This window comes from Polyangiaceae bacterium (assembly GCA_020633235.1).
Lineage (GTDB): Bacteria > Myxococcota_A > Polyangia > Polyangiales > Polyangiaceae > JACKEA01.
The window spans coordinates 796,477-815,403 of the sequence record JACKEA010000005.1 but is presented as its reverse complement, the minus strand read 5'-3'; the positions used below and the strand labels follow the sequence as shown (position 1 = coordinate 815,403).

Below are 18,927 nucleotides of genomic sequence, written 5' to 3'. Positions count from 1 at the left end.
GACGCAAGCATAGAACACGCGGGAGGGGAGACAGCCCCCGACAAACCCTTCGATTTGCGGCCTTGCGCTGAGGCCCGGTTGGACTCACATTGTCCCGCCAATGAGCACGAGCGACTTCGTTTTCGGGGGCATGCTGGTGGCGCTTGCCCTGTTCCAGGTGTGGCTCACCCGCAAGGTGTGGAAGAGCCAGATGTTCGATCGCCAGCAAAAGATGCGGCAAAGCCAGCTCATCTGGTTGGTCCCGGTGGTGGGCGCGGTGCTCGTGTTCTCCCTGATGCCGGAAGAAGATACGCCGCGGCGGCCGCCGCCGGCGCTGCGGGGCTGACCGCCTTCGGCTAAGCTCCAGCCGAATGAGGCTGGGAGCTCTGACGGGTGTTCTGATGGTGGGTTTGGTGGGGTGCGGAGGTGCGGCTCGTCCCGCCTCCGAAGCCGTTCCGGCGCAGATGCCCGAGCCGCAGGACCGGACCGAGGTTCCCAAGGACCTCTCCAAGCTCGAGGCGGATCTGGATCAGAGCGAGCGCAAGCTGCTCGCCCTGGTGGGTACCGAGAAGCCGGAGCGCGGTGCGGCCGACGTGGACGCGGCCGAGAAGCCGGAGCGCGGTGCGGCCGAAGTGGACGAGGCCCAGAAGCCGGGGGCGTCCGCCGGCGCTGGCTCCGCCAGGCCCAGCACCGCACCAGTTCCCAAGGCCGCCGAGGGCCCGGACTGCGAGACGGCGTGCAAGGCCTTCGGCTCCATGCTCCGCAGCCGCGATCGCATCTGCGAGTTGACCGCGGAGGACGACGAGCATTGCGTCAGCGCCACCACGCGGGTCGACGGCGCTCGCGAGCGTGTGCGTCAGGCCGGCTGTAGCTGCGGCTGACTCAGTCCGCCGGGCGCGGTTCGCTGGGCGGCGGCGATTCTTCCGCGTCGTCAGGCGCGGACGCCTCCGGCGCAGGGCCCGCGTCGTCCTCTACGGACGCCTCTGGCGCAGGGCCCGCGTCGTCCTCCACCGGCAGCGGCGGCTCCGACACTTCCGGCGCGGAGAACGGCGGGCCCGTTGCCACGACCTCCGCCGGCGTCAGGTAAAGGGCGCTCTCGCGATAGTGCTTCACCGCGCGCGTCACGAAGATCTTGAGCACCGCGGCCATCGGCACGGCCAGCAGCACGCCGAGAAAGCCGAAGATCTCTCCGGCCACGAACAACGCCAGCAGCACCCAGACTTCCTTCAGGCCCACGCTCTCGCCCACGACGCGAGGCGTGATCACGAAGCCTTCCAGCGTTTGGACCACGGCATAGGCGACGATGACGCCGACGATTTGAACCCAGCCGCCGCCTCCAAGGACCGCCATCAGGAGCCCCGCCACCAGCGCAAAGGCGCTGCCCACGTAGGGCACGATGTTCAGCACACCGGCGGCGATGCCGATGGGAATGGCGAGGCGGATACCGAGGATGGCGTAGGAGCCGCCATACAGCACCGCCAGGATGCCCATGACCGTCAGCTGGCCGCGCATGAACTGACTCAGCACCAGATCGATCTCGGTGGCGTAGCCGACGACGGTGGCGCGGTAACGCATCGGGATCAGATCCCGAACCCCGGCGGTGATGTTGTCGAAGTCGCTCAACAGATACACCGCGAGGATGGGGACGATCAGCGCTGCCAGCACCGCTCCGATCGCCGAGAACGTCCCGCCGATCACGGACTTGAGCACGCTCCCGATGGGAGAGAGGGGTACGCTGGAGAGCTTGTCCGTGTTGGCTTGAAGCCGCGCGACCCACTCGTCGGCGGAGTGGGGCAGCGTGACGCCGTGGCTCGCGAGGTAGGGCTCGGCGCGGTCCAGCGCGCTCTTCGCGTGGGCGGGCAGCTCCCGGGCGACGCCCACGATGTCGCGGATGACGTCCGGCAGGACCAGCAAAGCGAAGCCGGCAATGGCCAGCAGAAAGCCGCCGAGCACCACGGCGATGGCGGCGCCCCGGGGGAGCTTCCAGCGCTCCAGGCGGTCGACCACCGGATCGAGGATGTAGGCGATGGTGAAGGCCAGGAAGATGGGCGTGAGCACGCCCCGCAGCCACCAGAGCAGGAGCCCCACGGCGAGCACGCCGAGGACGACGTACGCGCCCCGACCGAAGCTGATTTCCCTCCGCTCCGCCTCCATGAGGCCCGTTCTATCACAGGCCTTCGGCCGCGGAGATCAGCGGATTTCGGGCCCGCAGTCGACGAACGAGGCGATGGTGGTGTCGATTCGGAAGTTCGACTCCGACGTGTGGCGCTCGGCAAAGAAGAAGTCGAGGGCGTAGGTTCCGCCCTTGCTGATCCCGAGCTCCCCGCTCTTCGCGTCGAGATCGATCTGGCCGCTCTCGGCGCCATGCACGCCTCCGAGATCGATGCCCAGCTTGCCGTTCACGAACACGAACAAGTCGTCGTCGCCGGTGAACGTGAACACCTCTCCGCCCTGGTAAACGAACTTGGTATGGAGCTCGAAGGTGAAGTGAAAGTTGTGGGGATTGCCCTCGTTGCCGAACAGCTTGCCATCGATGGGGAAGAACGCGGAGTTGTCGTAGGTCCACACGTTGCCGGAGGTGTTCGTGAGCGGGATCGCGAGCAAGTCCTTCTGGTTCACGCCCGGAACGTCGCGATACCACTGGTCGAAGTTCGCCTTGCCGGTGGTGGTCGGGTTGTTCGTCTGCCCGGCGTACACGGGCTTGCCATCGCTCCCCAGGTTCGTCTCGACGATGCCCGGGTCGCTTTCGATCTTGAACTCGAAGTCCGGGTGGCTCTGTTGGAAGTCGCGGATCGTGCCCGTCAGGGTGCTGCCGCAGAAACCGTTGCCCGCAGCGCCGCCATTGCCGCCGGAGCCGCCGCCGGCAGCGCCGCCACCACCCCCGTTGCCGGTGCTACCGGTTCCGATCAGGCCGCCGCCGCCCCCGCCGCCGCTCGCGCCGCTGCCGCCGGAGCCATTGCTCGCGACGGTGCTTCCGTCGTCGCTCCCGCCGCAGCCGACCAGGGCGAGGGTCGCGACGATGCTCGCCAAGCGTGAGGGCCTACGCCACATCCGAACCTCCAGGCCTGGAGAGTACCAGTCGCTGGTACCGGGAGCCAGGCGCGTCCACTGGCGACGGACTATTCGGTCTTGGATGGACGCGTGCGGCCGCGGACGGATCCGTGGTACCAGCGCGACGTGACCGAGGCGGTGGACATCTACACGGACGGGGCCTGCTCGGGGAATCCGGGGCCCGGGGGTTGGGGGGCAGTGTTGCGCTACCGTGGCGCGGAGCGCGAGCTGTGCGGTGGCGAAGCGCAGACCACCAACAATCGGATGGAGCTCATGGCTGCCATCCGCGCGCTGGAGACGCTGAAGCGCCCGATGCGCGTCCAACTCTACACCGACAGCGTCTACCTGCGGGACGGCATCACGTCTTGGTTGCCGAACTGGAAGCGTCGTGGCTGGAAGACGGCGGCCAAGAAGCCCGTGAAGAACGTCGACCTGTGGCAGCGCCTGGAGACCGCGATCCAGCCGCACGACGTGGATTGGCACTGGGTGAAGGGACACGCGGGGCATCCCGAGAACGAGCGCGCCGACGCCTTGGCCCGCCAGGGTCTGGAGCAGGTCCGCCTGGGCGCCTGACGCGTTTTCCGCACCAGCGGCCTTGCGCGCGGCTCGGACCTGGCAAAAGGTCCAGGCATGAGGCTTCGCTGGATTGCTCCGCTGATCGTTTCTTTCGCTTTTGCCGCCGCTCAAGGCTGTGGTGACGACGAAGGTGTGGGTGCTTCACCGTCCGACAAGGATGGCGGGACCGACGCTGGCTCCGACGTCGCAACGGGAGACGCGACCGACGGGGGCGGCGACACCGGCATCCTTGGCGACAAGCTCGATACCGCCGAGACGGTCAAGCTGTCCGGGCTTCAGGATGCCGTGAGTGTGGTGCGTGACAAGTACGGCATGGTGCACATCTACGCCAGAAACACCATGGACGCCTTCCGCGTGCAGGGTTGGATGATGGCGGTGGATCGCGCCGGCCAGCTCGAGATCGCCCGCCGCTTGGCGACGGGGCGCTTGGCGGAGCTGTTCGGCGGCGCGGATGCCGGACAGATCGACAGTGACATCACGATGCGCACCATCGGCCTCGGGCGGGTGGCCAAGCAAATCTACGACAACCTGGATCCCCAGAGTGAGGTCAAGCGCGCCCTCGACGCCTTCAGCGATGGCATCTCGCAATACAACGCCGCCCTTCGCAACGGTGACGTAAAGCTGCCGCAGTCGCTGCCCGGAATGCCGCCCTCGGCGTTCACGGACTGGTCGCCGGTGGACACCCTGGCCATGGGACGCCTGCAGACGTTCTCGCTGAGCTACGACGCTGACGCCGACATCAGCCTCACCTCCAAGGTGGACGCGCTTCGCTCGACGTTCGCTTCCACGGCGTCGGATCCGGACGTCGCCAAGCGCAGCGGGATCTTGATTGATCTGGTGCGATTTGCGCCGCCAGTGCCGAACACGCCGCTCACCAGCTACCCGGACGACCCCACCCAGACGGCGGACATGCTGTGGCCGGCGGCGCCGTCCAAGAACCTGCTACGGATGGGCAAGCCGAAGCACAAGGCCCCGATCGCGAGCTTCATCGATCTGCCGAAGGAGCTGCGAAAGTCCGTCGCGCCGTTCGTGAGCGCGGTGGAGAGCGCCAAGAATTTCGTGGGCGGAGACGAGTTCGCCGGTTCCAACAACTGGGCCGTGGCGGGCGCGAAGACGAAGTCGGGCAATGCCATCGTGGCCAACGATCCGCACCTCGGGCTCTCGTCGCCCATGGTGTTCTGGCCGACCCACGTGGTGGTCGAGAACGCCGACGATCCGAGCGACGATTTCGAGATCATCGGTCTGGCGTTCCCCGGCATCCCCGGTGTCATTCTGGGCAGCAACCGCACCCTGGCCTGGGGCGCCACCACCGCCGGCTACGACGTGACGGACGTGTGGAAGGAGACCCTGAGCAGCGACGGCAAGGGTGTCGTGTTCAAAGGCGCGGACGTCCCCTTCGAGAAGGTCTCGGAGACGATCAAGATCGCGGACAATCCCGACTACACCTGGGACGTGCTGGTGGTGCCCCACCACGGGCCGCTGGTTCCCAAGATCAACTCCTCACACCAGGTGGACGCGCCCAGCGGCACGGCCCTCAGCGTGCGCTGGACCGGGCACATGCCCACCGGCGAGGTGGAAGCGGTGTTCAACCTCCCGCGCTCGAAGAACGTGGATGACGCTCGCAAGGCGATGCTGCCCTTCGGAACCGGCGCCCAGAACTGGATGTTCGCCGACAGCGCCGGCGACATCCAATGGACCGCCCCGGCGAAGCTGCCCTACCGCGACAAGAAGGCCTACACCTGGGATCCCGCGACCTTCACCGGCACGCTGCCGGCCTTCGTGCTGGACGGGGAGAGCGGGGACTACGAGTGGACCGGGGAGTACCTGGAAGAAGCCTACCTGCCCAAGCTCAAGACGCCGGCCAAGGGTTGGATCGCCACGGCCAACACCGACAATGTCGGCTCCACGATCGACAACGACCCGAGCAACGACCTGTTGCCGAACAACAAGCCGTTCTACATCGGCAGCGAGTTCGCGCAGGGCTTCCGCCTGGGGCGCATCGAAGAGCGGCTCACGGCGGAGGCGGACGGCATCGACCCGGACGGGATGTCGAGCATCCAGGGAGATCACAAGAGCGCGCTCGGCAGCCGGCTCGCCCAGTACCTGCTCACGGCGCTCCAGAACGCGGAGGCCGAAAAGGCGACGGCGGGCGCGCATCCGGATCTAGCGACCGTGGTCGCGGACTCCCGCTACGCCGCGGCGGACGTGCCCGATCTCATTGCTTCGCTCACGGCTTGGCAGACCGGCGGGTTCTCCGCCGACGCGGGCATCAATCTGGATGACGGCACGCTGAACGTGGATGCCCAGGAGGCCGCGAACGCCAAGGCCACGGTCATCTTCAACGCCTGGATCGTGCGGGCCATCGCTCGCACCTTCGAGGACGAGCTGACGCTGATCGGCCAGTCCTCCCTGGGCAGCACCTACACGGTGCGCGGCTTCATCCGCCTGCTGGAAGAAGATCCGACGACGCTGGCTACCTACGATGCCGCGAGCGGCCAGAGCATCTTGTGGGACGACATTTCCACCACGGCCACCACCGAGAGCAAGGACGATCGGCTGGTGACCGCGATGCTCGATGCCGTGGACGATCTGGTGAAGATCTTCGGTGCTGATCGCGCCTCCTGGCGCTGGGGAGACCTGCATCGAGTGCGCTTCGACAGCCTGAACCCGCTGTGGTTTGCCGACATCCCGCCGACGTCGGATCCAGTGTTTCCCAAGGGGTTCCCCCGCCACGGCGACCAGTGGAACGTGGATGCATCGAACTTCGGCATCACGCGCAGCCTGAAGAGCGACCTGAACTTCGAGTACGGCTCGGGGCCGGTCCAGCGCTTCGTGGCGGAGATGACGCCCACGGGGCCCGTGATTCGGAACGCCTTGCCCGGCGGCGCCGTGATGGACAAGGACAGCGAGCACTTCCGCGACGAGGCGGAATACTGGCGCAAGAACGAGACGCATCCCATCCCGTTCGAGCTGGACGACGTGCTCGCGGCGTTGCCCTCCGGCGCCGGCCAGACGCTGTTTCAGCCGTGACCGTTCACTCGTAGTCGACGACGCGAACGCCGCGACGGAGCTTTTCGGTCTCGGTCGCGGCGCGCAGCCTTTCGTACAGCGCCACCACGTTCGTGGACAGGGCGTCCAGGTGGACTTCGGGGGTGGTCTTGTCCATCGTCTCCAAGATCAGGTTTCCCGTGCCCAAGATGCGTTGCGAGAACGGCCGTTCCACCACGTAATCCGTGATGCGATAGAGATCGATCTGCTCCATCGATTTGGACAAGAGTCCCGTTTCGATGACGACCCGTTGGGTGGTGATCTTGTAGCTCTTGCTCTGGCGCCGAAACCACAGCACCGGCAGCGCGAGACCCAGGGTGAAGATGACCAGCAGCAAGGTTCCCAGGCCAGGAAGCAGGGCGGGGCGACCCGCGAACAGTACCTGCTCCGCTTCGGCGCTCACTGACAGTTTCCGTTGACGCACTTGCCGGCGCCGCAGTCCTTGCCACAGCCGCCGCAATTCTTCGCGTCGTTCTGGATGTTGGCGCAGCCGGACGGACAGCAGAGCTCCCCCGCGGAGCAGTCCGCGCCGCCATTGCACCCGCAGGTCGTGGACGTCTTGCACTGTTCGCCCCACACGCAAGCGTTACCGTTGCAGGAGCAAAGTCCCGTGCTCTGGGTGCACTTTCCGTCCGTGCCGCACTGGTTGTCCTCACCGCAGTGGCAGGCGCCGTCCACGCAGCTCGCGCCGCTGGGGCAAGCGTGGGTGCACGCGCCGCAATGCGCAGCGCTGGTCTGCAGGTTGGTCTCGCAACCGTTGGCGGAAGTACAGTCGCCGTAGCCCGGGTCGCACGTAAAGCCGCAGCTGCCGGAGATGCAGGCGGCATCGCCATGAATGCCCGTGGGACAGGCTGCGCAGCTGGTCGAGCTGCAGCCGTGGGCCACGTCTTCGTCGACGCAGCCGCTCGAGCAGAGCTTCTGTCCGGGACCGCAGGCACTGGTGCCACCCGTGCCCGCGGTGCCGCCCGTGCCCGCGGTTGCTCCGGTGCCCGCGCTGCCGCCCGTGCCTGCGGTCGCGCCGGTACCCGCGCTACCGCCCGTCCCTGCCACGCCACCGCCACCGGGCGCACCCCCCGTTCCGCCGCTGGCCGCGGTTCCTGCATCGCCGCCGGTCCCGCCGTCGCCACCGAGGGCGCCCGTGCCACCGGCTCCTGCCGTGCCGGAGCTGCCGCCCACGCTGGCGTCCAAGGTGGTGACGCAGACGTTCTCGACGGGGTCACACACGAAGCCGTCGTCGCAGGGGCAGCTCTTACCTCGGAGATCCACGGGGTCGACGCTGCACGCGGTGACCACCACCAACGCCGGGGAAAGCATCCACCACTTCGTCATCAGAGGCGGCCTCCCACGGCCACCCCGGTCGGGCTCAGGTGCAGCTCGATGCGCGCCTTCTTCTCCTTGTTCGACTTCCCGCTCTGGTCGAGGACAATCCATGTGACGCCTCCCGCCGTGAGTACCGCTCCCGCAATGAAGAACACGTTCGCCATGGACGCCGCGCTCTCCGCTTCGCTGAAGGTGTCGGCCGCTCGGCGTTGCACGGGCTCGTCCGCCGCTTCACTGCGCTTGCTGGACGCCCGAACGCCGAAATAGCCGCCCGCGGCCAGGCCGGCGACACCCACGCCCGCGACGATCCAAGGAATGGGACCGGGAAACCAGCTCTCGCCGGAGTCTGCCTTCGCGGGCTTGTCCTGTTTCGGTTCCTTCTTCTGCTTCTGCTGGCTTGCTGCGTCCTCGGGTCGCTTCTGGTTCGCCTCGAGCTTCTCCTTCTCGGCGATCTGTTGCTCCATGGTTTCCACGCGCCGTTCGAGGGCGCCGCGGTCCTTGGCGTCGGGGGCCTGCTCGAGATAGCGGCGATAGGCGTCCACAGCCTTTTCGTACTCGCCCAGCCCCTCGTAGGCGCGGCCGAGATTGTAGAGAAGCACCGGTTCTTGATGCAGTGCGTAAGCCTTCTCCAGGAGCTTGGCGGCTTCGTCGAAACGCCCGGCGCGGTAGCTCTCGGCGCTTTGATCGAACAACTCGAGCGCCTGCTTTCGTGCGCTCTTCTTCGATCCGGCCGCCTGCCCGAACGCCACTGCGGGTACAAAAACCAAGCCAATTGTCACGAGGCTCAGGGCGGCGCGCAGTCTTGTTCGAAGTGCTCGCATTGGGATAACGTTCTAGTCTATCAGGGGAAATGGGCGCAGCGGAATCACACGCGACCGAGCGGGTCGGACGCTATGAAGTAGCCGGGCGCCTAGCCACCGGGGGCATGGCGGAGATCCTGCTGGGACGTCTGGTGGGGCCCAGCGGCTTCGAGCGGCCGCTCGTCATCAAGCGGATTCTGCCACACCTGGCGGAACAGCAGAGCTTCGTCAGCATGTTCCTGGACGAGGCGCGCTTGGCTGCACAGATCCGCCATCCCAACGTGGTGAGCGTATCCGAGCTCGGCCAGGAAGGCGACGACCTGTACCTGGTGATGGAGTACCTGGAGGGCGAGAACGCCGCCGGGCTCATCCGCCGCAGCATGGTGACGGGCAAGAACACCGACTTCGCCCTGTGTGCCTACATCGTCGCCGAGGCCTGCGCCGGCCTTCACGCCGCTCACGAGCTCACGGACCCGGATGGGAACCCGCTGCGGCTCGTGCATCGGGACGTATCCCCGCAAAACATCTTCGTCACTTATGGCGGCGCCGTGAAAGTGCTGGATTTCGGCATCGCCAAGGCGGCCGACCGCATCACCCAGACCGAGGCCGGCCAGCTCAAAGGCAAATTCGACTACATGTCGCCGGAGCAGTGTCGAGGGCGCGCCCTCGATCGCCGCAGCGACGTGTTCGCGCTGGGCATCGTGCTCTACGAGCTCACCACCCGGAAGCGGCTGTTCAAGCGCAGCAACAAGCTGGCCATGCTCGAGGCTGTCTGCCGCGATCCCATCTACCCCCCGTCGAAGCTGATCAAGGGGTATCCGGCCGCGCTCGAGCGGGTGTTGATGAAAGCACTGAAGCGAGATCCCGACGCGCGCTACGCGACCGCCGCGGAGATGCGACGCGATCTGCTGAGCGCCATGCGCGAGATGAACGCGCCGGTGGCCCCGGAAGAAGCCCTGGCCAGCTTGATGACCGAGATCTTCTCCGATCGGATCACGAGCAAGCGCGACATGCTGGCGCGGCTCCGGATGGGCTCGTCCATCACCGAGGTGCCAGCCGCGGAGGTCGACAGCGGAGTAGAGATCCCGGAGGTCGAGCACGACTCGGACAGCTTGATGTCCGGCGTCCGCGGCAAGGCGGAGAGCAACATCTCCTCGATCATGCCCATGAGCTCGGACGCGGAGGATCTGCAGCGGCGCCGTCGGCGTCGGCTGATCGGCGTCGCGGTGGGCCTCACGGGGCTCTTGGCCGCTGCTGCCGTGGTGCTGACCCAGAGATCCGAGCCGCCGCCCCACCACTTGCAAGCCCTCGGCGCGCTGCCCGGCTTGTCCAGCGCCGCCCATCGAGCACGGGTCGAGAAGGTGACCCTCAGCGTCGACAGCACGCCCATGGGGGCCCACGTGATGGTGGGCGACGTCGACCAGGGCCAGACGCCCCTCGAGCTCAGGTTGCCCAAGGGCAAGGCCGAGCTCCGCATCTCGCTCACGCTGGAAGGCTACGCGCCCGCCGCCGAGAACATCACGCCGGACGTGAACCAGCGCATCAAGGTTCTGCTCAGCAAAAAGGAAGAAGAGCAGAAGCAGCCGTCGCGGGTGTACGTGTCGCAGCCGAAGGAAAAGGGCAGCTCGTCGTTCCACCGCTTCGACTGAACGCGCCGCAGCCGTCTTTGCCGAAGCATGTCGGTTCGGCGCGGTACCGCGCGGAGAGTGTTTCCGCGCCGTCCCGACAAAATCTGTCGGCGACTCAAGCCAGGCTCGGGACGGCTTCCGCGGCGAGCTCGTCGTCGTCCGCAAGGCGCCGGTAGAGCTCCAGCAACATTGAGGAAACGAAGCCCATGAAGGCCATGCCCAGGTCGGTGTTGTCCTCCAGGGTGTCGAGGAAGGCGTCTTGGCTGCCACGCAGCCCGACGACGCGCGTCTCGGCCGTGGCGCGATAGGTGCGGTCGATGCGGCCGAGGGTCTCGCTGTAGCCGATGACCGATCCCGGGCCCATGGGGAAGCGCCGGAGGCCGTCGTCGCCCACGCACATCACGGTGCCGTGGACCACGTGGATGCCGTAGGTCGACGGGTCCTTCTCTTCCCACAGGACGTCGCCGGGCTCGAAGCGCACCTCCTGCATGCGGCGGACGAGGCCGGTGAGGGAATCGAGGCTGGCGGCGACGTAGGGACCCGTGCGGCGCAGCGCCACCAGGCGCTCGACGAGATCGAGCTCGGCCTCGGGGTAGGGGGTGTCCACGGGCGGCGCGCGCTCGACCAGGCCGCGGAGCTCGAGCTTGCGTTGCACTTCGGCGAACTGCCGGGCGAGCTGGCGCACGCCGGTCTCGAGCAGCGCGAAGCTGTCTTCGAAGGCGTCGTGCACGCTCTCCGCAGGCAGCTCCAGGGTCAGGGTGTCCGATTCCACCCGCGCTTCCACGTGCTGATTGCCGCGCGCGAGCACGGGCAGGAAGCCGACGGTGTAGGGAGGCTCGATGAGCTGCAGGATGCGGCCTTGGCTGCGAACGCTGACGCGACCTTCCACCAGGAAGTGCACTGCGCGGGCCGCTTCGCCCTCGGTGAACAGCCGCTGGCCCCGCTTGAAGAAGCGCTCGCGGGTTTCGTAGGCGATGGTCGCGAGCTCGGAAGCGCCCAGGCTCACGAAGCCGGGGAGGGATCGGAGATACAAAAGGCGCTCCACGGGGCCCACGAAACGCGCGTCCCGCGGCATGCCTAGCCCTCCATCCCCGACGCCAGGGACGAGAGCGCGCGCTGGGTGATGGCCGCCAGGAAGTCCGTGGGCGCGCCGTCGGCGATGTCCTGCACCCGAGGTCTGAGCTCCGAGAGGCCGATCTCGGCGACGTGATACACGGCCAGGCTCTTGAGGGAGTCTCCCGACAGCAGCAGCAGCTGGTCGAGGACCTCGAGATAACCGAGGTCTCGCGGCTCGTGGAACGACCCCGCTTGGCCGAGCCGCTCGGCGTCCGGCGCGTCGTCGATCAATCCCAGCACCGCGCCTTGGAGCCCGCCCTCGAGCAAGCTCTCCACCAGCTCGCGGCTGCTGGCGCGCACGGCGGGCACGGAGCTCGCGAAGCCGCGGTAGATGGTGGCCACGTCCTCCTTGGGGTAGCGCAGGCCTATGAGACGGAACAGGCGTTCGATGCCGTTGGTCTCCTTGTCCCGCAACAGCTGGGTGAGGAGTCCCTGGGCCGCGGTCGCGCGGCGTGGGTCCTCGATGCGGCCCGCCTCCAGCACCCTGCGCCATTCGAGCAGCAGGTACATGCGCGAGACAGTGCGGCGTATCAGATCGTCGAGAGCCGCGTCGTCGAGCCGGAGCTTCGGGTTTCTTGCTCGGAGCTTGCCCAGGGCTCGGAGCGTCTTGTAGCGAACGATGCCGTCCTGCTCCACGGCCAATTGCTCGAGGAGCACCCGGGCCGCCTTGCCGGGCTCGAACAGCATGAGGGTGCGCGGGAGATGGCGGCGTAGGGTGACGGGGCGGGCGTCGTCCGCGAGTGCGCCGCTCAAGAAGGACAGCGCCATCTCTCCCAGGCCCACCAGCGTGTGACGTGCCTCGGCGCGCAGCGTGCGGTGCTCGAGCATGGCGGTGAGCCCGGGCAGGTAGCGCGCGCTGGGAGCACGGCCCATGGCTACCAGCGTCGCGCGGCGCACGGCCTCGCTCGAGTCCCGCGACAGGCGCACCAACGTGCCTTCGAAGGCCGTCGCGCGGGTGGCGCCGATGGCGTCCGCCAACGCCAGCCGGGCGTCTTCCGTCCCGTCCTTCAAGATGGCTTCGATGCCGTCGCTCACGCTGTCGCGATCGGCGAAGCCGTTGGCCACCAGGCACACCAGGGCGGTGGCGGAGAGCGACGGACAGGTCGATGCCGCGTGACGTTCGAGCAAAGCACGGTCGGGAGCGATCACAGTGCGCGCTCGCAAGGCCGCGGCGCGCACGCGGAGGTTCTCGTGGTCGAGCAGCCGATCCGCGATGGGGACGAAGTCGTCGCGCTCGGCGCGAGTGAAGATGTCGAGGGCCTGGAGCACGACGTCCGTCGCTGGGTGGTAGAGGATCAATGCGGGGATCAGGCGGGCGCGCTGCTCCTGATCCAAGAAGTCCAATGCCGCGCGCACCTCGGCGTCGTTCTTGCTGTTGAGGGCGGCAATCACTGCCTCGAGGCTGGAGAGATCCAGCTCTGGGACCCGGAAGCGCGGCTGTGCGGCGCTCTCCTGCAGCGTGCGACGGAACAGGTTCAGGTAGTGCGAGCGGAGCTTGAGGGAGAGGGAAAACCAGGTCAGCGCGAGGAGCCCGACGGCGGCGGCGAGCCAGCGCACCGGGACGTCCAGGGCCACGGCGGCGAGGATCCCCAGAGAAGCGAGGGCCTGGCCACCGCGCTGGATCACCACGTCGATGGCGGTCTTCGCGCTCGAGCGTGCGCTCTCCGGCAGCGGCAGGAACAAGAGCTCCGTGGCCGTGCGCGACAACGAATAGCGGAGACTCCCGTCCGTGCCCTTGAGCAGCAGCGCCGCCCACAGCGCGCTGGTGACGGCGAGGACCGGCGCCCCCAGGGTCAAGAGCAGTGGCAGCACGCCGAGGGCACCGGTGACCCCCAGCTTGCGTACGATGCCCCGCACCAAGAACAGCTGCGCGCCCAGGGACACGAGATTGAGCGCCAGGTAGGTCTTGCCGAAGAAGCTGCCGAGCTCGCTCGCGGGAACGACGCGCGCCACGCTGCTCTTGAACACGTAGTCCACGAGGGTGAGCGTCACGGTGCCGATCAGGGCCAGCCCCGCGACCCGCGCCAGGTAGGGCGACTTCATCGCCTCGCGGGCGCTGCCGTGCTCCTTGCGCGGGCTGAGCGGGGCGAAGATGTCCGCCGAGCGGGAGAGCAAGAGCGGGCCGGCGGCGCTCAGGGCGAACACCAGGGCCGAGCAGAGCAGCAGGTGGCGCGCCGCCACGAAGGACGAGAGCACGCCAGCGACGGCGGTGCCCACGACGGCGCCCAGCACGCTGCCGCCACCGATGAACGCATACACGCGCTTCGCTTGGGTCACCGTGAAGCGCTCGCTGAGCATCAGCCAGAACGCGGTGACCACCAGGGAAGCCACGAGCGCCGACCACAAGTAGACGGCATACAGGGCCCAAGGCCGAAGCGAGGCCGAAAGCAGCCAGAAGCCGAAGGTCCCGAGGGCGGCGGCCGCCACCAGCTTGCCGAGCAAGGCCGCGTAGTCCGAGGGGCGAAGGCGTGGCGCGAAACGCCCCACGCCCACGGCAATGGCCGCCACGCCCAGGTACACCAAGGGCAGGCGGGTGGCCGGCAGCTTGGCGAGGAACAGCGCGTCCCGCGCCGTCTCGAGCAAGGCGTGACCGGCCATCAGCGCCAGCAGCGTGCCGAAGGCGACGAAGCTGGCGCGTCGCTCGCTGGGACGAACTTGGACCAGGTCCGCGAGCATCGGCGGCTACGCTATCACGGCCTGCTATGCTGGGCGGCGGTGTCTACCGCTCCGCTCCGCCGTTCCCGCTCCGGGCCCATCGCTCGGGATCTCCGCGCCTTCTTGCCGACCACTCGTGAAGAGATGGAGGCGCGGGGCTGGGACGAGCTCGACGTCCTGATCGTCACGGGGGATGCGTACGTGGATCACCCGGCGTTCGGCCCCGTGCTCGTCGCGCGATTTCTCGAGGGACGCGGCTATCGCGTCGGCATCGTGGCGCAACCCCGCTGGGAAGACACCGCGGACGTGCTCCGCATGGGGCGGCCGCGGCTGTTCGTCGGCGTCAGTGCCGGCAACCTCGACAGCATGCTGAACAAGCTCACGGCGCAGAAGAAGACGCGCAGCGAGGACCAGTACTCCCCCGACGGGCGCACCGGCATGCGGCCGAATCGCGCCAGTATCGTGTACGCCAGCCTGTGTCGCCGTGCGTTTCCCGGGCTGCCGGTGGTGCTGGGCGGCATCGAGGCCTCGCTCCGCCGCATCGCCCACTACGACTACTGGTCCGACGCGCTCCGTCGCTCCGTGCTGCTCGACTCCAAGGCGGATTTGCTCGTGTTCGGCATGGGCGAGCGCGCCGCCTGGGAGATCGCGCGGCGCCTGCAAGCCGGCGAAGCGGTGAGCGACCTGCGCGACATTCGCGGCACCGCCTACCGCCTGGGGCACCCTCGGAGCTTCGAGGCGTTCACGGCTGACCCGAGCCGCCACGTCACGGACGGCAAGACGCTGGTGTTGCCGTCCTTCGAGGAGGTGAGCGCCGATCCCCGCGCTTTCGCGCGCATGAGCCGGGAGTTCCAGCTGGAAACGAACCCTGGCAACGCGCGCCGCATGATCCAGGTGTTCGGTCAGGAGGCGGTGGTAATGAACCCGCCGGCGCTGCCGCTGGACGAGGGCGAGATGGACGCCCTCTACGATCTGCCCTTCGCCCGACGCCCGCATTTCTCCTACGGCGCTGCGCGCATCCCGGCCTTCGACACGGTGAAGGACTCCGTCGTCACCATGCGCGGCTGTTTCGGGGGCTGCACCTTCTGCAGCATCACGGAGCACGAAGGCCGCATCATTCAGAGCCGCTCGGAGCAAAGCGTGCTCCGGGAGGTGCGCCAGCTCTCGCGCATGGAGGGCTTCTCCGGCGTGCTCACGGATCTGGGCGGGCCCACCGCCAACATGTACAAGCTGCGCTGCAAGGACGAGCGCATCGAGCAGGCCTGTCGGCGGCTCTCCTGCGTGCACCCGAAGGTATGCGAGAACCTGATCACCGATCACGATCCGCTGGTGAAGCTGATGCGCAAGGTGCGCACGGAGCCGGGCATCAAGAAGGTCTTCATCGCCTCTGGCGTCCGCTACGACCTGGCCGAGAAGAGCCCCAGCTTCATCCGCGAGCTGGCGGAGCACCACACCGGCGGCCAGCTTTCCGTCGCGCCGGAGCACACGAACGAAGACGTGCTGCGGCACATGAAGAAGCCGGCGATCCAGAGCTACGAGCGCTTTGCCCAAGCGTTCTGTCAGGCCAGCGAGAAGGCGGGCAAGGAGCAGTATCTGGTGCCGTACTTCATCGTCGGCCATCCGGGGTCGACCTTCGCGGATACCATCGAGCTCGCCCTGTGGCTGAAGCAGAACGGAATGCGGCCGCGGCAGGTGCAGGAGTTCATCCCCACGCCGATGGCCATCGCCACCACCATGTATTTCACCGGCATCGACCCGCTGACGGGCGAGACGGTGCCGGTGGTGCGAGACCTGCGCGACAAGAAGCGCCTCAAGGCGCTCTTGTACTGGTGGGACGAAGACAAGTGGCCCCTCGCGCGGGAGGCGCTGATCGCCGCAGGGCGTCGTGACCTCATCGGACGTCGTCCGGGCTGTCTGGTCCCGCCGCGAAGCCAGCCCAAACCCGGTCGTTCTCGCGTCCGGCCGGTGGGCCCTCGGCGCTGAGGCGCTGCGTGGTATCCTCCGGGTCGTGTCCGATCCGGCAGGTGGTCAGCGTCCCGCAGGTGCTCCGCGCACGCTGAAGGCGGATGCGGCGGTCTCGTCGGAGGTGCTCCGCCGGGTGAAGGCGCCCCACCGGCCGGTGCTGGTGGTGATGACGGGGGGCGAGCACGACGTGGGGCGCCGGGTGGTGATGGATCGCACCGTGATCGTCGGGCGCGATCCCGCGGCGGCCTTGTGTCTGTCGGACGGCCTCGTCTCCTGGCAGCACGCGCGCCTCGAGGACCGCGGGGACGGCTGGGCCATCGTGGACCTGGGCAGCACCAATGGCGTGATGCTCAACGGTGAGCACGTGAACGACGCGCTGGTGCGGCCGGGGGACACGCTGGTCTTCGGCTCCACCGTGGTGCGTCTGGAGCTGCAAGACGGCGCCGCCCAGGCCATGAACCAGGTCGTCGAGCGTCTGCTGAACATCGACGATCTGTCCGGCCTCTACGTGCGGCGCAAGTTCGACGCAGAGCTCGCTCCGATGATCGACGCTGCGCGGAACCACGGCAGCTCCGTGGCACTCTTGGTCATGGACCTGGACGGCGTGAAGGGCATCAACGACACCCACGGGCATCTCTTCGGCGCCTACGTGATTGGTGAGGCGGGGCGCGTGATCGGCTCCGTGCTCGGCAGCCGTGGGATCGCGTGCCGCTTCGGGGGCGACGAATACCTGGCAGCGCTGTCCGGGTTCGGCGCCGAAACCGGCGCACAGGTGGCGGAGGAAATCCGCGCGGCCGTCAATGCGCATCACTTCGAGCGAGAGGGGATCCCGCTGCATCCCGGGATCTCCATCGGCGTGGCAGGGTTTCCCGAGAACGCGCAGGATGCCGCGTCGCTGTTCCAACGCGCGGACGAGGCGCTCTACCGCGCCAAGGTCGCGGGTAAGAATCGTGTTTGCCGCTAGAGCGCTGCTATTCGCAGTGTGCTTCGCATCGTGTGTTCCCACGCCAGCCGTACGCCGCGTGATTGGACCGGACGGTTCCCCGATGCTGTTCGTGAGCTGCGACGGTGACGAGGGCGCCTGTTACGAGATCGCCGGGCGCACCTGCCCGGCGGGCTACGCCCTGTATCCGACCATGAGCCAATCGAAGGACCACGTGCTCTTGCGTTGCCGCGCGCCGCGCGGCTACCCGAGCGAGAGCCACTGGGCGACTTCGCCCGCGCCGGTCTACCCCTGGAAGCCGCCCACGGCCGCCAGCTCGCCGGAGGCGCCGTGGCCCAACGCCAGCGCGCCCACGGCGCCGGAGAACCCCTGGCCCGACGGGCCCGCGCCGAAGGGCTCCGCGAGCCCCCAGCCGGACCTCGGCTACTGAGCTTCGACGCGCTGCGCCGGGCATCGCGCCGGACCAACATCCCTGCGAAATGAGCGACCCAGGACGATAATGCGTCGCTTTCGTGGACGGAGCGCGCCTTTTTGGGCTTAATCGACCGTCTTCCTCAGGGGCGGGCGAGGGGAACCACAGACCTTTCATGGCGCCGAAGAAACCGTATCAATCCATCGCGCTCACTTCACATCCTGGTACTCACGGTCCACCGCCACTGCCGATCCATTGGGGCGACGCGGATCCGAAACGTCGCGGGCCGATCGTGGCGACGCTCACGGAGCGCGAGCGTAGAAACGCCATCGGCACGCACTCGGGCTCCTATGCCGTGTATCGCGCGCTGGCGATCGCTGCCGGAGCCCTCGATGCGGATCACCGCGCGGATCTGACCAACACGAATCCCACGGCGGTGATCGGTCCCAACGAGCAGTGGGCGGATCCCGAAAAGATCGTGAGCATCGATCCGTGGGGAGCGCGCGTGCAGGAAGTGTTTGCGGACTTCATCGCGGACGGCTTCGACGTGCGGCCCACGATCGCGATCACGCAGGCGCACCTGCACATGCCGGAGATCCGCGATGCAGTGGACGCCGGACGCCTGCTGCCCGACGGCACGATCCTCAAGAACGCCGGGGACTGTCAGGTGACGAAGGCGGCGATCGAGCCGGTGTGGTTTCTGCCGGGCGTGGCCAGGCGCTTCGGGACCGACGAGCCGACGCTCCGCCGCACGCTGTTCGAGCAGACCGGCGGCATGTTCCCGGAGCTCGTCACCCGGGGTGACCTGGAAGTGTTCTTGCCACCCATCGGCGGACAGACCTTGTACGTCTTCGGTGACATCGAGAAGCTGGGAAAACCCGGCGTTTCGCACACCGGCCGGGTTCACGACGAGTGCAACGGGTCGGACGTGTTCGGCTCCGACATCTGCACCTGTCGACCCTACCTGGCGCACGGCGTGGAGGAGTGCATCCGCGCGGCGCAGGAAGGCGGCGTGGGTTTCATCGTCTACTTCCGCAAGGAGGGCCGGGCCCTCGGCGAGGTCACCAAGTTCCTGGTGTACAACGCGCGCAAGCGCCAAGAAGGCGGGGATCGCGCGGACCAGTACTTCGCCCGGACGGAGTGCGTGGCCGGCGTTCAAGACATGCGCTTCCAGGAGCTGATGCCGGACGTGCTCCACTGGATGGGCATTCGGCGCATCGACCGTTTCATCTCGATGAGCAACATGAAGCACGACGCCGTGGTGCGCTCGGGCATCGAGATCGGTGATCGAGTGCGCATCCCCGACGAGCTGGTTCCGCCGGACGCGCGCGTGGAGATGGACGCCAAGATGGCGGCCGGCTACTACACCGACGGTGAGATCCCGAACGAGTCCGAGCTCAAGAAGGCCAAGGGCCGGGCGCTCTCGGAGTAACG

At 67.7% G+C, this 18,927-nt stretch carries 16 protein-coding genes; 9 read left to right on the top strand and 7 right to left on the bottom strand.

The genetic code is table 11. The features are described from left to right. The first annotated feature begins 100 nt into the window (after positions 1 to 100). Positions 101 to 325, top strand: a complete 225-nt coding sequence (locus H6717_29495; protein MCB9581200.1) for a hypothetical protein — start codon at positions 101 to 103, stop codon at positions 323 to 325. A gap of 25 nt (positions 326 to 350) precedes the next feature. Next, positions 351 to 860 carry a hypothetical protein gene (locus H6717_29490; protein MCB9581199.1) on the top strand — a complete coding sequence of 170 codons (510 nt, stop codon included), beginning with the start codon at positions 351 to 353 and terminating at the stop codon, positions 858 to 860. 1 nt (position 861) lies between these two features. Here the strand turns inward: H6717_29490 and H6717_29485 are convergent, their stop codons facing one another. Both H6717_29485 and H6717_29480 read right to left on the bottom strand, forming a co-directional pair. Continuing rightward, positions 862 to 2,133: an AI-2E family transporter gene (locus H6717_29485; protein ID MCB9581198.1), complete on the bottom strand. Its 1,272-nt coding sequence runs from the start codon at positions 2,131 to 2,133 to the stop codon at positions 862 to 864. Between the two features lie 36 nt (positions 2,134 to 2,169). Then, on the bottom strand, positions 2,170 to 3,030 hold the full coding sequence (locus H6717_29480; GenBank protein ID MCB9581197.1) for a fibro-slime domain-containing protein: 861 nt from the start codon (positions 3,028 to 3,030) through the stop codon (positions 2,170 to 2,172). 126 nt (positions 3,031 to 3,156) lie between these two features. Between H6717_29480 and rnhA the strand changes: the two genes are divergently transcribed. Next, entirely contained in the window at positions 3,157 to 3,603 is a 447-nt protein-coding gene (gene rnhA, locus H6717_29475) for a ribonuclease HI (protein ID MCB9581196.1), read from the top strand. Positions 3,604 to 3,660: 57 nt separating this feature from the next. Continuing rightward, positions 3,661 to 6,636 (top strand): penicillin acylase family protein, encoded by a 2,976-nt coding sequence (locus H6717_29470; protein ID MCB9581195.1) that lies wholly within the window; start codon positions 3,661 to 3,663, stop codon positions 6,634 to 6,636. 4 nt (positions 6,637 to 6,640) lie between these two features. On the opposite strand, the gene H6717_29465 is transcribed toward H6717_29470, so the two are convergent. From H6717_29465 to H6717_29455, 3 genes are read right to left on the bottom strand one after another with little or no spacing between them, the layout of a single operon-like run. Beyond that, complete coding sequence (locus H6717_29465; GenBank protein ID MCB9581194.1) at positions 6,641 to 7,057, bottom strand: PH domain-containing protein; 417 nt, start codon at positions 7,055 to 7,057, stop codon at positions 6,641 to 6,643. Beyond that, positions 7,054 to 7,983: a hypothetical protein gene (locus tag H6717_29460; protein ID MCB9581193.1), complete on the bottom strand. Its 930-nt coding sequence runs from the start codon at positions 7,981 to 7,983 to the stop codon at positions 7,054 to 7,056. Before H6717_29460 ends, H6717_29465 begins: the two co-directional genes overlap by 4 nt. Further along, positions 7,983 to 8,723, bottom strand: coding sequence for a tetratricopeptide repeat protein (locus H6717_29455; protein MCB9581192.1), 741 nt, complete (start codon positions 8,721 to 8,723; stop codon positions 7,983 to 7,985). The genes H6717_29460 and H6717_29455 overlap by 1 nt, the downstream gene beginning before the upstream one ends. Positions 8,724 to 8,899: 176 nt before the next feature. Here H6717_29455 and H6717_29450 point away from each other — a divergent pair, with 176 nt between their 5' ends. Further along, positions 8,900 to 10,423: a serine/threonine protein kinase gene (locus tag H6717_29450; protein ID MCB9581191.1), complete on the top strand. Its 1,524-nt coding sequence runs from the start codon at positions 8,900 to 8,902 to the stop codon at positions 10,421 to 10,423. 94 nt (positions 10,424 to 10,517) lie between these two features. Here the strand turns inward: H6717_29450 and H6717_29445 are convergent, their stop codons facing one another. Beyond that, complete coding sequence (locus H6717_29445; protein MCB9581190.1) at positions 10,518 to 11,477, bottom strand: Crp/Fnr family transcriptional regulator; 960 nt, start codon at positions 11,475 to 11,477, stop codon at positions 10,518 to 10,520. Between the two features lie 2 nt (positions 11,478 to 11,479). Beyond that, on the bottom strand, positions 11,480 to 14,194 hold the full coding sequence (locus tag H6717_29440; GenBank protein ID MCB9581189.1) for a hypothetical protein: 2,715 nt from the start codon (positions 14,192 to 14,194) through the stop codon (positions 11,480 to 11,482). Positions 14,195 to 14,317: 123 nt separating this feature from the next. Here H6717_29440 and H6717_29435 point away from each other — a divergent pair, with 123 nt between their 5' ends. The 4 genes from H6717_29435 (at position 14,318) to H6717_29420 (ending at position 18,925) form a co-directional block, all read left to right on the top strand. Then, complete coding sequence (locus tag H6717_29435; GenBank protein ID MCB9581188.1) at positions 14,318 to 16,156, top strand: YgiQ family radical SAM protein; 1,839 nt, start codon at positions 14,318 to 14,320, stop codon at positions 16,154 to 16,156. Positions 16,157 to 16,181: 25 nt separating this feature from the next. Further along, on the top strand, positions 16,182 to 17,102 hold the full coding sequence (locus H6717_29430) for a GGDEF domain-containing protein (protein MCB9581187.1): 921 nt from the start codon (positions 16,182 to 16,184) through the stop codon (positions 17,100 to 17,102). Between the two features lie 82 nt (positions 17,103 to 17,184). Beyond that, the gene (locus H6717_29425; GenBank protein ID MCB9581186.1) at positions 17,185 to 17,511 is read left to right on the top strand and encodes a hypothetical protein; all 327 of its coding nucleotides are present in this window, start codon (positions 17,185 to 17,187) and stop codon (positions 17,509 to 17,511) included. Positions 17,512 to 17,668: 157 nt separating this feature from the next. Beyond that, positions 17,669 to 18,925, top strand: a complete 1,257-nt coding sequence (locus tag H6717_29420; GenBank protein MCB9581185.1) for a GTP cyclohydrolase II — start codon at positions 17,669 to 17,671, stop codon at positions 18,923 to 18,925. Positions 18,926 to 18,927 lie beyond the last annotated feature (2 nt).